Source organism: Flavivirga sp. 57AJ16, from assembly GCF_028736925.1.
Taxonomy (GTDB): Bacteria; Bacteroidota; Bacteroidia; order Flavobacteriales; family Flavobacteriaceae; genus Flavivirga.
The window spans coordinates 82,556-95,742 of the sequence record NZ_JAQZAT010000003.1 but is presented as its reverse complement, the minus strand read 5'-3'; the positions used below and the strand labels follow the sequence as shown (position 1 = coordinate 95,742).

At 31.9% G+C, this 13,187-nt stretch carries 13 protein-coding genes; 4 read left to right on the top strand and 9 right to left on the bottom strand.

The window, feature by feature from the left end:
- Nucleotides 1–141: 141 nt before the first annotated feature.
- Together PQO00_RS04395 and PQO00_RS04390 are read right to left on the bottom strand one after the other, a co-directional pair.
- Nucleotides 142–2,460 (bottom strand): M56 family peptidase, encoded by a 2,319-nt coding sequence (locus PQO00_RS04395; protein ID WP_274183618.1) that lies wholly within the window; start codon nucleotides 2,458–2,460, stop codon nucleotides 142–144.
- Nucleotides 2,461–2,462: 2 nt separating this feature from the next.
- Entirely contained in the window at nucleotides 2,463–2,822 is a 360-nt protein-coding gene (locus PQO00_RS04390) for a BlaI/MecI/CopY family transcriptional regulator (protein ID WP_274183617.1), read from the bottom strand.
- A 272-nt stretch (nucleotides 2,823–3,094) separates the two neighbouring features.
- On the opposite strand from PQO00_RS04390, the gene PQO00_RS04385 reads away from it, so the two are divergent.
- Nucleotides 3,095–4,039 (top strand): calcium/sodium antiporter, encoded by a 945-nt coding sequence (locus PQO00_RS04385; protein WP_274183616.1) that lies wholly within the window; start codon nucleotides 3,095–3,097, stop codon nucleotides 4,037–4,039.
- 176 nt (nucleotides 4,040–4,215) lie between these two features.
- Here PQO00_RS04385 and PQO00_RS04380 read toward each other — a convergent pair whose 3' ends face one another.
- Together PQO00_RS04380 and PQO00_RS04375 are read right to left on the bottom strand one after the other, a co-directional pair.
- The gene (locus tag PQO00_RS04380; RefSeq protein WP_274183615.1) at nucleotides 4,216–4,920 is read right to left on the bottom strand and encodes a DUF4369 domain-containing protein; all 705 of its coding nucleotides are present in this window, start codon (nucleotides 4,918–4,920) and stop codon (nucleotides 4,216–4,218) included.
- A gap of 47 nt (nucleotides 4,921–4,967) precedes the next feature.
- On the bottom strand, nucleotides 4,968–6,236 hold the full coding sequence (locus PQO00_RS04375; RefSeq protein WP_274183614.1) for a DUF819 domain-containing protein: 1,269 nt from the start codon (nucleotides 6,234–6,236) through the stop codon (nucleotides 4,968–4,970).
- Nucleotides 6,237–6,800: 564 nt separating this feature from the next.
- Here PQO00_RS04375 and PQO00_RS04370 point away from each other — a divergent pair.
- Complete coding sequence (locus PQO00_RS04370) at nucleotides 6,801–7,466, top strand: M15 family metallopeptidase (RefSeq protein ID WP_274183613.1); 666 nt, start codon at nucleotides 6,801–6,803, stop codon at nucleotides 7,464–7,466.
- Nucleotides 7,467–7,573: 107 nt separating this feature from the next.
- Here the strand turns inward: PQO00_RS04370 and PQO00_RS04365 are convergent, their stop codons facing one another.
- Complete coding sequence (locus PQO00_RS04365; RefSeq protein WP_274183612.1) at nucleotides 7,574–7,927, bottom strand: DUF6249 domain-containing protein; 354 nt, start codon at nucleotides 7,925–7,927, stop codon at nucleotides 7,574–7,576.
- A 296-nt stretch (nucleotides 7,928–8,223) separates the two neighbouring features.
- On the opposite strand from PQO00_RS04365, the gene PQO00_RS04360 reads away from it, so the two are divergent.
- Both PQO00_RS04360 and PQO00_RS04355 read left to right on the top strand, forming a co-directional pair.
- On the top strand, nucleotides 8,224–8,811 hold the full coding sequence (locus PQO00_RS04360) for an RNA polymerase sigma factor (RefSeq protein ID WP_274183611.1): 588 nt from the start codon (nucleotides 8,224–8,226) through the stop codon (nucleotides 8,809–8,811).
- Complete coding sequence (locus tag PQO00_RS04355) at nucleotides 8,792–9,199, top strand: hypothetical protein (protein WP_274183610.1); 408 nt, start codon at nucleotides 8,792–8,794, stop codon at nucleotides 9,197–9,199. The genes PQO00_RS04360 and PQO00_RS04355 overlap by 20 nt, the downstream gene beginning before the upstream one ends.
- Here the strand turns inward: PQO00_RS04355 and PQO00_RS04350 are convergent.
- The 4 genes from PQO00_RS04350 to PQO00_RS04335 all read right to left on the bottom strand — a co-directional run bounded on the left by PQO00_RS04350 (nucleotide 9,196) and on the right by PQO00_RS04335 (nucleotide 13,057).
- Nucleotides 9,196–9,699 (bottom strand): cupin domain-containing protein, encoded by a 504-nt coding sequence (locus PQO00_RS04350; protein ID WP_274183609.1) that lies wholly within the window; start codon nucleotides 9,697–9,699, stop codon nucleotides 9,196–9,198. The two genes, PQO00_RS04355 and PQO00_RS04350, sit on opposite strands and share 4 nt — an antisense overlap.
- 3 nt (nucleotides 9,700–9,702) lie before the next feature.
- Nucleotides 9,703–10,662: a sterol desaturase family protein gene (locus PQO00_RS04345; RefSeq protein ID WP_274183608.1), complete on the bottom strand. Its 960-nt coding sequence runs from the start codon at nucleotides 10,660–10,662 to the stop codon at nucleotides 9,703–9,705.
- Nucleotides 10,663–11,136: 474 nt separating this feature from the next.
- The gene (locus PQO00_RS04340) at nucleotides 11,137–12,378 is read right to left on the bottom strand and encodes a DEAD/DEAH box helicase (protein WP_274183607.1); all 1,242 of its coding nucleotides are present in this window, start codon (nucleotides 12,376–12,378) and stop codon (nucleotides 11,137–11,139) included.
- 43 nt (nucleotides 12,379–12,421) lie between these two features.
- A complete protein-coding gene (locus tag PQO00_RS04335) occupies nucleotides 12,422–13,057 on the bottom strand; it encodes an MOSC domain-containing protein (protein ID WP_274183606.1) in 636 nt (211 codons plus the stop codon).
- Nucleotides 13,058–13,187: the final 130 nt, after the last annotated feature.

The window sequence follows — 13,187 nt, the reverse complement described above, 5'->3', positions numbered from 1 at the left end:
TTGGGTGCTTTTTTTATTACCAAGGGGCTATTTATTTAAAAAAAGATACTTTTTGCCAGTTTCATCTTTTTAAAATATTAAAGAACAAAAAAAGACACCCAGTATTGAGTGTCTTAAATTTCCATAGTTTGGTATCGTTTTTTACTCTTTTTTAGTCGTAATTTCTACAACGCCATTTTTTCCTTTGTCTCTATATTTTTCTATTGCTTTTTCACCTTTTAAAACAATTATGCTTTCTATGTGTTCGGCAGGAAGTTTTTCTACTTTTTTTAAAGTAGATTTTTTTCCGTCAACAAATATTAACCCGATATCACTTTCTTTAATGTTAAGTTTAGCGTGTCCATTCAAGGTGATGCTCCCAGTTTTTTCATCGATGGACCCCTCGGTTCTCTTGTTCGCATTATTCATTTCAAAGGTGTAGGTCTTATTTGAATTTAAAGGTGTTCCGACTTTAAATTCAGTTTTCAAATCATTTTTAGTTGTTATGATTACCACCCCGTCTTTAGCCTTATCTCCATATAAAGCGGTGCTGGATTTATCTTTTAAAACTGATAAAGAATGGATATTGTTTGGATTAATAACTTTCATGTCTTCTTTAGAAATCTGTTTGCCATCTAAGATATAAAGAGGGTTGGCATTTTCGTTATTGCCATAACCAGTAACAAATTTACTTTTTATAGTTTTGGTAGAATCTGTATATGTGCTAGAAGTAGATTCTAAATTTGATTTCTTTATACCAAAATAAATACTATCTGCCGAAATAGTTTTGTTGCCTTGGTGGAATTTTGGGGAAATGCTTTTTGAAATTGAATGAGCTTTTGAATTGTTAATTATATACAAGGTATCTTCTTTAACTAAAAAAACACTTGATTTTTTGTTTTTATTGTTTTCGCGGTCAATAACCGCCTTTGTGTTAGATAGAAGCCTTCCTTTTACAACCTTATTTTCTATTTCGGTACCGAAACCAAAACCTTCATCGTTTTGGTAATATGCAAATGTTTTTATGGGTGTGTTACCGTTTAAATTAAAATTCCCTGAGCCTTTACTGTTTTTAAAAGAAGCAGCGATACTGGTAATCTCACCATTTGAGTTACGTTTTATTTTATTGAACTTTAAAGTTGTACCATTATCCTTAGCTTGTTTAATTGTGCTTTTAAAATCGGCATCTGTAAAATCTTTGGTTATTAACACTTTAAATGTTACTATTTCTTGGATATCTGTGTTAAGTTTTGTAGGTATTTGTTTTACTTTATTTTTAGGATTTAAGTGGGGTAATTTCAGGTTTTTTAAAAGTGGGGACTTTTTGTCAACAGAGCTAAAAACCGTTCTTGCAAATACTTTTCCGTTTTTATTTTTTCCCACTTCAATATCAGGAATAGGTTTGTTTTCATTTTCCCATGTTGCACCAGCACTTCCTTGTTCATTTTCTACTTTTATAGTCAACTTAATTATTACGTTATTACTGTTTCTTGCAACATTGTCAATTAGTAAAGAGACGTTGTTTAACTTCAATTGTTTTTTTAGTTCTTCAAAATTGTTTTCTGTAAAATTTTTATTGATTATTAACGTTTGTAATATTTTATGACGGTTTTCGGTCTTATCTTCTGTTTTGGCCACATAAATTTCCTTAGTATTAAAACCCATCAGGAACACAGCAAGCAAGGGCAGTACTAAAGCATATTTAAACAGGTTGCATTTTTTTGATTTTGATTTGTGTAACATAACGATTCGTTTTTTGATTAATGAATTGTAAAAATTATTGGTTAATGCCATTTGATGAGAAGGCATACTTGTTTTTAGCAATGTGGTTTGATAACTTTTTTTGCAGTTAAATTTATGTTGTGCTTTTTGATCTGCTATAAACTCTAAATTTTGTTTTACATTTTTGATGTAGAACCAGATAAGTGGATTAAACCATAGCACAATACAAGTAAGCTGTGTTAATAGGATATCTATAGAATGGTATTGATGTACATGTACTTTTTCGTGTGCAATAATCTGATCTAACTCAGTTTTGTTAAATTGGTTCGGATTATAAACAACCCAATTAAAAAATGAAAATGGCGAAATATTAGTATCGATTTTTATAAATGAAAAACCATTTTTCTTTTCACTTTTATTTTTAAAAATTAATTTAGCTAATGAGACCAATTGCATAATAAAACGGCAGGAAAAGAAAAGAACACCTGTTACATAGACTAAAGGAAGATAGTCTATAGCACTAAAAGGTGCTTCTGTGCTTTCGAGTGCAATACCCTCGCTAAAATTATAATTTGTTAGTAAAGTAGGCGTGTATTCGATATATATGGGAATTACTAAAAAAGGAATAATAAAAGAAGTTATTAAACCCAACAAAAGGAACCCTCTGTTAAACCCGAAAAAGGTGTCACGTTGCAAAAAAACTTTGTAGGTAAAATAAAAAATAATGGATACGGCACTGGCCTTTAATAAATATTCCATGGCTAGTTGTTTTTTTCAATGAGAGCTATAATCTCTTTAAGCTCCTCTACACTAATTTTTTCTTCCTTGGCAAAAAAGGACACCATATTTTTATAAGAATTATTAAAATAATGGCCTATGGCCGCACTCATAAATTTTTTCTTGTAATCCTCTTTGCTAACAACAGGATAGTATTGGTGGGTCTTGCCATAGGCGTTATAAGCAACATAACCTTTATCCTCTAAATTCCTAATAATAGTAGAAAGTGTGTTATAATGTGGTTTGTCATCTTTAATTTCAGCTAATACATCTTTAACAAAAGCCTTTTCTAGCTTCCATAAAATATGCATGATCTCCTCTTCTTTGTTTGTTAATTTTTCCATTACTGACTAGTTTTTTCCATTTTTTGTTGTTACACTACGTTTTATAGGTATTGGGCTTTGGCAACCTGATTTTCATGCACAGAAATTTTCAACAGGTTAAAAGAGTTTGAACAAAATATTTTATCCTAACCACATTACAAACATACAACTATTTTTATAGTTATAAAACTAAAAATATAGTTATTTAACTAAATTTTAAGTTTTCAACTAAAAAAAATCACTTTTATCCTTTCAACTTTTCATTTATACTATCTTCGCAAAAAAATATTTTTATGAGTATACTTTGGGTGGTCCTTGGTTTTGCATTGTTGGTAATAGGAGGTGAGTTTCTAGTACGTTCGTCGGTCGCATTATCATTTAAGTTTAGTATCTCTAAAATGGTCATTGGTATGACGGTAGTATCTTTTGCTACTTCAGCACCAGAACTATTAGTAAGTTTGCAAGCTGCATTATCAGGATCGCCAGCTATAGCCATTAATAATGTAGTAGGCTCTAATATTGCCAATATCGGTTTGGTGCTAGGTGTTACTGCTATGATTGGTGTTATAGTGGTCGATAAGTCATTTTACAAGCTTAATTGGCCAGTTATGATGATTTTCTCAATAGCTCTATATTATTTTCTTAAAAATGATCATGTCCTTACGGCTATAGAAGGTGGCATTTTATTTATTGGTCTTGTTATCTTTTTATATATATTGATTAAAAAAGGAAGGAAAGACACAAATATAGAGGAGGTCGATGAAGCTTTAGCGGTCGTTTCGAGTTTTAAAATATTTATTTGGTTAGCTATTGGAGCGGTAGCTTTATATTTTGGAAGCGAATGGTTAGTAGAAGGGTCGAAAGAAATTGCTCGTTCTGTTGGGGTTAGCGAAGCTGTAATTGGGGTATCTTTAATCGCCATAGGTACTAGTGTGCCAGAATTAGCAGCATCTGTTATTGCGGCTGCCAAGCAAGAAAAAGCCATTTCGTTAGGAAACTTAATAGGATCTAACATTTTTAATATAACATCGGTTTTAGGTTTAACGGCCATGATAAAACCTATTGGGATTACCGAACCTCAAATATTGTCTCATGATATTTTTTGGATGTTGGGCTTTAGCTTTATTTTAATACCAATAATCTTTTTGCCAAGGAAATTGCAAATAAGTAGAAGAAAAGGGTTCTTTTTAGTGGTAGCTTATGGTATTTTTATGTTCTTAATATTCACCAAAAACTAATATTTTATTTTTTGACTATGTGAAAAATGGCTGTGTTTTATTAGTACCCGCTTATTGCGTGGGAAAAGTTGCGAAGCCATGTATTCAAAATAGATGGTAGGGCACATCTTAGTCGTGGCAGGCTAACCCCTTTTTTTCAGCGGGATCTCAGGTTTGACACCTTTATTTGAGTTGTTTCAATTTTGTTTTCCAGAAGCTTTTATTTTATCAATAAACAATTGTAGTTCTTTGCCATACTTAGAATTTTTAACTTTTGGTGTTAAGCTATTATTTATAGTATCTAATAAATGAACTCTGGCGTTATAAACTTCTGAAAGGGCAAGATAAGGAGCTACTTCGCTATCCTTGTTATTTAATGCAAAATTTACGGTATATAGGTATTTTCTTTTTAATACATTATCCGACTCTTTTTTAAGCGTGTTGATTTTTGCTGTGTCTTTGTTTTTTTGAGCTTCAAAATGCTCCTTTATGATATCCAAATTTCTATTGTTCATTTTAGATATCATAGCTTTGTATTTTTCTAACGTTTTTTGTTGAGCGGAACCGTTAATTTTTGCATCAAAAACAAAGTTTTTTAACGTGGTATTGATCTCTGTGATGCCTTTATCTGCAAAAAAAGTAATTCTATCTTTCTCTAAACTATTTTTGTCTAGATCCAGAAAGAATATTTCTGGGGATTCTAAATTAGAATGCAACTCGAATTGAGGATTACCATTTACAACTAAAGAATCGACAGTTACTAAAACTGTATCTTTAATTTTTTTAAGGTAAATAGTTCCTTTTTTTAAATCTTTAATAGTTCCTTTAACTGTTAAATCATGCTGTTTTTCATTACAGGAGATTATTAAAAAAACAAAAATTAAGAATGAGAATCTTTTCATTTTAAAATTAATTTGAGAGCGCAAATATCTAAAAATATTATTTAAAACTAACCAGCAACTGAAGCTAATTCCATTAGAGTCGCACAGAGCAAGGCAGAAAATGTACCAATGGCATATCCCACAACAGCTAGTAATACCCCAACTGTTGCCAATGATGGATGAAAGGCCGCAGCAACAACGGGCGCAGATGCAGCTCCACCGACATTTGCTTTACTGCCAACAGCTAAAAAGAAATAGGGGGCTTTAATAATTTTTGCAATAATAATGAGTAGAAGTACGTGTATGGCCATCCAAATAAGTCCTACTATTAGTAATCCAGGGTTTTCAAAGATAGATCCTATATCCATTTTCATACCAATACTTGCAACTAAAACGTAAATAAAGACACTTCCTAATTTGCTAGCTCCAGCTCCTTCGTATTTTTTTGCTTTTGTAAACGATAAAATAATTCCTATAACGGTTGCAATGGTAATCATCCAAAAGAAAGTAGAGGTAAAAGAAGCTAAGGCAGATGTTTTATCATTAAAAACCTCAAAATTAGTAGTTAAGAAAGTAGAAATTTTATTTGATCCAAAGTGAGCTATTGCAACTATAGTAAAAGCAATTCCAAACATAATCATATAATCTGTTAGATTAGGCGTTTTGGAAACGCTTTTTTCATAACTAATAACTTTTTGCTTCAGTTTTTCAATAGCGGTGTTATCGGCTTTAAGCCATTTGTCTATTTTATCTTTTTGTCCTATCCCAAATAGTAAAACGGCCATCCATATTTGAGCTACAACAATATCCACAAGAATCATAGCGCCATATTTTTCTGGATTATATTTAAATATTTCATACATGGCTGTTTGATTTGCGCCACCGCCAATCCAGCTTCCTGCTAAAGTAGAAAGTCCACGCCAGACAGCATCAGGGCCAGCACCTCCAACAGTTTCAGGGCTTACTATGGACACTAAAAGTATAGCAATTGGCCCACCAATAACAATTCCTATAGTTCCTGTAATAAACATTATTAATGCTTTGGGACCTAAGTTGAATACAGATTTTAAGTCTAAACTTAGTGTCATTAAAACCAATGCCGCTGGTAATAAATAGTCTTTGGAAATGTTGTAGACTTTTGATGCATTTGGTGAAATGAGCCCTAGTGAATTTAAAACAGCTGGAAGTAAATAGCACATTAAGAGTGCAGGTACTATGTTATAAAATTTAGCCCAAAACCCTTTTTTAATTGAAGAAGTGTAAAAAACCAATGCTAGCATAAGCATTAGTAATCCAAAAGTAATGGTGTCATTGGTAAAAAGAGGTTGATTATCCATAAAATAAGTTTAAAAGTAAAAAAATACAATATATTTAAAATTTAAAAAGAATTTATTTGAGTTTGGCACGGATGTTGATGTATATGAAATAATTATATTTAATTAAAAGTTTATTGAGTGGTTACTTTAAACTTCAAATGTAATTCATATTTTTGGTTAGTTAGTTAGTTAGTAAAAAAGCATCCTTTTTAGGATGCTTTTTTTATTTCATAAGACCTGTTCTTATATTAATGTTTGAAGATTAAGGTGTGTATTTCGTCGTTATTTATAATATTTTCATCTTTAAATGTTAAAATTTAGTGCATTTAATCGATTTTATTAGTGTTTTGTCGCTTGGAATGAATTATAAATTTTACTTTTGAAGTGTACTAAATAACACACTTTTTAGTTCAATGGATTAATTAATTAATATTTGCATTATGTGGTATGATATAGAGACCCTAAATCTAGCTTCATAATAAAAAAAGCAAATTGAAGGAAAACCGAGTTTGAGGGAACTCGGTTTTTTTGTGCTCAATTTTTAATACATCGATAATTTATTTACATTAGCTTATAGCTTAAATTATGAGAAGATTTTTTACACTTTTAATCATGTTCTATTATGCTTTTTCTTTTGGGCAATTAGAAGAAGGGTTTGTATATGTTCATGATATTATTCCAGATTTGGATGTGGAATTGAGATATTATACTTCAAATAATTTTGTAGGAAAACCAATTGAAGGTTACGAATCTAATAAACTCATATTGACAAAAGAAACAGCAGATAGGTTAAAATTGGTACATGAAGAGTTGCAAGAACAGAATTTGTGCTTAAAAGTTTATGATGGCTACAGGCCGCAACGAGCTGTAAATCATTTTATTATTTGGGCTAAAGATTTAAACGATACCATAACTAAGCACCTGTTTTACCCCGATATAAAAAAGAAATATTTGTTTAAAGAACAATATATAGCTTCTAGATCTGGGCATAGTAGGGGGAGCACAATAGATTTAACCATCATTGATGCCAATACGGGCAAAGTCTTGGATATGGGAAGTCCTTACGATTTTTTTGGACCGCAATCTTGGGTCAATTATGAAAAGATTACCAATAAACAGAAGGCCAATAGGCAATTACTACAAACTATTATGCTTAAACATGGTTTTAGGAACTACCCTAAAGAATGGTGGCATTTTACATTACGAGGAGAGCCTTATCCTAAGACTTATTTTGATTTCCCCATTAAATAAAAAGAGACTGCCCAAAAAGGTATTGAAAAGTTCTCGACTGTGCTCGAACAGATGTTCAAGTGCTTTTTAGATAGCCTCTTGATTTTTTGATTGATGAATTTATAATACTATTCTTTATCCAGGTTTTTTGTCATATTAAAACCTAAAAATAAACCAGTACCGGCCATTAAGAAAATACTACCTACATATAAAGGGGCTTCTTCTATGGTTGTATATTGCTCTAGAACAGAAGCAATGAATGTCCCTAGGCCTATTCCCATTAACAATAGGGATAGGTTTAATATTAATACTTTCCAAATAGGGGCTGTATAACTTTTACTTTTCCCTTTAACAAAAATAGCAGCATCTGCTCCTTTTTCTATAAGTGCTAAACGCTCTTTGTTACGTGTCGAAAAATATAAATAAAATACTCCGAAGATTGCACCAAATATAATTGGTACTATAATTAACTCTGATCCCATAATTGTTTGTTTTTAATTGATTAATTTTAAACTGTTCATAACTTATGACGACGTGTTCTTAATTTGGGTTACACTTTTTTAAAAATATTTTATTATGGAATGGGCTTAAACTTTTAGGGGTATAGCGAAAATTAGACATTTTGTGCCCGATTGAAGGTTTTTATTTATTGCATAGCATCGCCACGGAACTGATATAAAGACAAAAGAGGGGGCAAAAGAACCATTTTTGCCCATTATAAAAATTTAAATGGGTGCCTAGTGTAACCTTAAAAGGTATATAGCCGTCTTACCTTAAAATGACCACCAACGACCAACATTATATCAATCTAATTATTGATGGCGACACGAATGCTTTTGAAGTATTGGTGGAACGTTACAAGAATTTGGTATTTACTTTAACACTGCGTATGCTTAAGAATAGGGAAGAAGCCGAAGAAGTAGCTCAGGATACCTTTATAAAAGCATATAAATCGTTAAATAAGTTTAAAGGCGATTCTAAGTTTTCGACTTGGATTTATAAAATTGCCTATAATACGAGTTTGGATAGGTTAAAAAAGAACAAAAAATATTTTAATGATGTAGCCATTGATGAGTTTACAGAGCATCAAGTAAAAATGATTGATGATGCTTTGGATCATTTAGAGCATAAAGAACGAGAACAATCTATTCAAGAATGTATAACTTTATTGCCAAATGATGATAGTTTTTTGCTAACTTTATATTATTACGAAGATCAGTCTTTAGAAGAGATTTCCAAAACGATGGACTTAACACCCAATAATGTGAAAGTTAAATTGTTTAGAAGTAGAAAAAAGTTGGCAACTATTTTAAGAAAGCGATTAGGGCCAGAAATAATTGGACATTATGAACGAGAACGCAGATAAATATTTAGATAACATAACTAAAAAAGTAATTAAAGATGCTCATTTAGAGAGTCCGTCTTTTAATTTTACTGCTTCGGTAATGTCCCAAGTTAAGGAGCATCGTAGTATGACGGTATATAAACCTTTAATATCTAAAACAGGATGGGTTGTTATTTCGGTAGTATTTTTAACTCTAATGGCATGCATGTTTTTTGGTATTCAGGAAAAATCAATAAGCTGGTTTGGCTCTTTAGATTTGAGCTTGTTATCTAATAATAAAGTAGTAAATTTAATATCAGGGTTTTCGGTACCAAATACGCTTACTTATGCAATCGTACTTTTTGGGTTGATGTTATGTGTACAGGTGTTTTTTTTAAAGAATCATTTTAACCGGAGACTACAGAATTAAAATCTTGTAAAAGCGGTAATTAAATCTTTATGTTCTGGAAACTTCGAAATTAGCATGTCTCTTTTAGGAAGTTCAAAGTCATTAAAATCGAAACCGGGAGAGACCGTACATCCTACTAAAGTATATGAGTTTTTATCAAGAACTTCTGCAGCGAACCAATCTTTGGCTTTTACTACAAATTGGGGGTTTTGTTTTTTTTCTATATCATTTCCTATAATAACATTAGAATAGATGCCGACATTAGAAATTATATGAAGTTTTATAGGGGCCCCTTTATAAAAATGCCAAATTTCATCTTGCTTGATTCTATGGAACGCAGAAAAAGATTCAGACGTTAAAAGAAAGTAAATGGACGTAGCGTAGTTTCGTTGTCCAGAAAAGTCTTCCCCAAGGTTTTCTTTGTTAATAGTCCCTTCGCTTCTATAAACTTCTTTAAAATAACCACCTTCGGGGTGTGCTTGTAATTCTAACTGATCTATGATTTTTTGAATAGTACTCATAATTTAAGTCGTAGAAGGAATTAGTTCATTTTTTGTAGCTTGCTTTTCCAGCTTTTGTTGCTTTCTCATTTGTTTGATTGTTAATGTACTTCCATCATGACTCCATCCTGGAGGTCCAAAGGCATACATAAACTTATAATATAAATTGGAGGTTTTTTTCATGTCATTCCAAATATCTTTGTATTCATGGGTTAGTATAATCAAAGGGTTATGGGAATTTGGTGGTTTGGTAACGCCATAGGCGATATCAATATCATCATCTAATTCTTTCCATGTACCAAATAATTTATCAAATATATTTAAAAACCCACCATGATTTTTATCCATATACTCTAAGTTTTTGGCATGATGCACTTGATGCATGGTGTGGGTATTAAATACTTTTTCGATAATCCCCATTTTTGGAATATATGCAGTATGCAATTGAAATTGCCAAAGAGCTTCTACCCCTAAGCAAACGATGACCATTTCTGGAGGGAAGCCAATAGCTGGTAACCACATATAAAATAGGGGTTTGTAGAGGATGGTAAACCATCCATTACGAACAGCGGTTCCCAGATTAAAATTTTCAGAAGAATGATGCACTATATGTGCAGCCCATAAAAAGCGTACCATATGATTTTGTCTATGGAACCAATAATATGTGAAATCATCTAAAAATTGACAAATCAACCAAATGGGCCAGGTGTAGCCAAAAGATTGCCAACCCATAATATTTGTGCGTACACCATCAATTATTGGGTTGCACAATTCATATAAATAATTAAAAATTATAATAGCAGAAACAGTTTTGATTAGGGGCGCTAAAACTACGGATCCAATGCCCATGGTTAGACTCGACATCAAATCTTTCCACTTGTATAGATCTTGATGCTTCTTGTGTGTTTTGCTATAGGTAAGTTCGACTAAAATAAGCCCTAAAAAGCAAGGAATACCGTAAACTAATGGGTTTGTAAAATTCATTTATCTTAATTGAGAGATATCTTCATAAAATTATAAAGTCAACTTTATACCATTTCTATTATAAAATATGACATAATAATTCATTTATCTTCACTGTCCCAGCATTATAAAACAGGTGCTCGGCTTCCTGCCAGCTGGTAGGGTTTTGGTATAAATGATAGGCAATGGCTGTGCATGATTGATTTTTATGCTTAGAACTAGCAAAAACTAATTCAAGCTATCTTTTAACTCATTTAAAGTTTATCAATTGGCTAAAACCTGCCTCGCCGTCAGGCAGGAATCGCCCATTTTTCATCTATATTTCGCCTTTTTCGAATACCGTAGCGAAAAAAGACTTTATCTATATGAAAAATGACTGATTTCCGCTATAATTCTAAAAGTTTAAATGAGTTCTTTATATCACATTTTATAACAGAACTGTTTTGACCTTATTTTTGCGAAAGGTATATATTATATAACAGAATTTTAGACAAATTAGTACCAACGTTTCTTTTTCTTTTTGGAAGCTTCGCTTTTACGGCCCTTTTTATACTTGCTACCTGTTTTTTTAGATTTGTGGATAATTGGCTTTGCTTTTGGGTCTAAAGGGTAGGGGTGGTCTTCAATAACGTCTATTTGAACCTGAATAAGCTGCTGAATTGTTTTTACATAATTTTTCTCGTCTGCAGAACAAAATGAGTAAGAGGTACCTGTATTTCCGGCCCTGGCTGTTCGCCCTATTCTATGCACATAGGTTTCTGGTATGTTGGGTAAATCGAAATTTATAACAGCATCTAAACTATGAATGTCAATACCACGTGCAGCAACATCGGTCGCAATTAAAATATTAACGTTGTTTGATTTGAAATTTTTTAAGGCTTCTTGTCTTAAATTCTGATTTTTATCCCCGTGAATGCTATCGACCTTATAACCATTTTTTAATAATGTTTGTTCTAATTTTTCAACCCCAAACTTCGTCCGTCTAAAAATAAGGATGCTCCCTTTTATAGTGTTTCTTAGCAAGTGCAGACACAATTCAATTTTGTTGCGTTTTGGTACATAATAAAGAACCTGATTAACATTTTTTGAAGTTGAAGCGTTTGGAGCTACTTCAATACGTTCTGGTGCTTTTAAAATGGTATTCGCTAATTGTTCTACTTTATAAGGTATGGTAGCAGAGAATAATAAAATTTGTTTTTCTTTGGTGCAAAGACGTTCAATTTTTTTTACATCATCAATAAAACCCATATCCAGCATTAAATCGGCTTCATCTAATACTAAGGTTTCTACATAGTCTAGATTTGCAATGTCTTGTTTGTGTAAGTCGAGTAAACGGCCAGGCGTTGCAATTAATATATCTACCCCTTTTTTAAGGATATCTATTTGAGGTTCGATAGAAGTACCTCCATAAACTACAGTGCTTCTTAAATTAGTATAAGTACTATAGTTTTTAAAGTTTTCTCCAATTTGTATAGCTAACTCGCGAGTTGGGCTTATAATTAAAGCACGGATTTTTTTTCCTTTTTTTGAGGCATCTTGCCTATCAAACAACAACTGTAAAATAGGTAAAGCAAAAGAAGCCGTTTTCCCTGTGCCTGTTTGAGCAGAGACAATAATATCTTTTTTATCTAAAACTAAAGGGATTGTTTTTTCTTGAACAAGCGTTGGTTCTTCATAACCAGTTTCTGCAATAGCTCTTAAAATAGGCTTGTTTAATTGTAAGTCTTTAAATGACATGTTTAAATTTTATGCCACAAAGATACATCAAAATCCAACGCTGCTATTTTATGAGTTTTTTTATTTTCTCTCGTTTTCTTAATGGTAAAGCTTCATTGGCTATAGCTAACTTAATTAAGGCTTCATTTTTGTTTTTTGAAAATAATAAATCAAAAAGCTGCCACGTGGTTACCCTATTTTTTGCTGGCTCAATAAGCTTAAAAGTGTCACCGGTTTTTACGAATCCTTCTTTTAAAACACGCACATAAGTCCCTGGGAAACCGTATTCTATAAATTCTTTTAACACGTTTTGGTTTCCAAATTTAATACCGAATTTAAAACAAGGTTCACGGGGCTGTGTAACTTGTACTAAAGCATCTCCGACCTCATAAATATCGCCTATATAAATTTCTTTTTCGTTTAACCCCGAAACAGTGAGGTTTTCTCCAAACATGCCATAGTCCCAATCTAAATTTGGATACCGATTTTTCCAATAAGCGTAATGCGCTTCAGAGAATATATAACATGCCTTAAATATGCCACCATGTACTTTTTTATCTGATACTTCATCATCTTTTACGCCTTCTTTTCCTAAGTAAATAGGTTTGCTTATTGGCTTTTTATAGATACCTGTCATTTGCTCTTTTCCGTTCCAAATAATGGTCGTTGGTTTGGCGATGTTGGTAGAAAGGACTTTCATGTAAGTGTTTTGTTTTAAAGTAAAAATAACATAAAATGAATTATTAGGATTATTTTATATATTTTGATTGACCGCAATATGTCATAAACCTAAAAACATATTGATTTTGTCATCCCGAGGCAACGAGGGA